Origin of the sequence: Pseudomonas serbiensis, from assembly GCF_030580745.1 — a bacterium.
In the GTDB taxonomy this organism is placed as follows: Bacteria; Pseudomonadota; Gammaproteobacteria; order Pseudomonadales; family Pseudomonadaceae; genus Aquipseudomonas; species Aquipseudomonas serbiensis.
The window spans coordinates 1-740 of record NZ_JAUQOO010000063.1; the positions used below are offsets into that span (position 1 = coordinate 1).

Genomic DNA, 740 nt, shown 5'->3' on the forward strand with positions numbered 1-740 from the left:
CAGCCAGGACGGTCGCCTGACCAGCACCGAGGCCTTGCGCCTGACTGCCGCGCAGGTCAATAACAGCGAAGCGGGGCGTATTGCCAGTGCCATGGCTTTGACCGCTGTGGTCACCGGCCTGGATCAATACGCCGACGGTCGGCTGTACAGCAACGGCGACGTCAGCCTTGACCTCGGCAATGGCCACCTGAATAACCAGGACGGTTTGATTACGGCCCCCGGCCAGTTGCTGCTGACCAACTTGGGTACGGTCAACAACCAGCGCGGCGAGATCTCCAGTGCCAAGGGCTTTACCCTGGCCGCCACGTCGCTGGACAACACCGATGGCACGGTGCTCAGCGACGAATCCTTGGTCGTACGCATCGACAAGGCGCTGACCAACCTGCGCGGACTGGTGTCCGGCACCGGCGTAGACCTCTTTGCCGATACCCTGACCAACGACAGCGGTGAGGTGAGCAGCGAGGCGGGCCTCACGCTGGACGTGACCGGCGAAGTCAGCAACCGCCAGGGCCTGCTGAGCAGTGCAGGGGCCACCACCCTGGAGGCCCAGAGTCTGAACAACGCCGAAGGCCAGGTCATGGCCGACGAGGTGCTGACGGTCATTCTGGCTCAGGCCCTCGACAACCAGGCTGGCACCCTGGGGGCCGGCCTGGGTCTGAACCTGCAGGCCGCGAGCCTGGATAACCGCCTGGCCGGTGCCGTGCTCACCGATGGCCAACTCGATATCACCCTGACCGGCA

At 65.0% G+C, this 740-nt stretch carries 1 pseudogene; it reads left to right on the forward strand.

The window, feature by feature from the left end:
• A pseudogene (locus Q6A51_RS27755) lies at positions 1-740 on the forward strand (filamentous hemagglutinin N-terminal domain-containing protein); the annotation flags it as partial.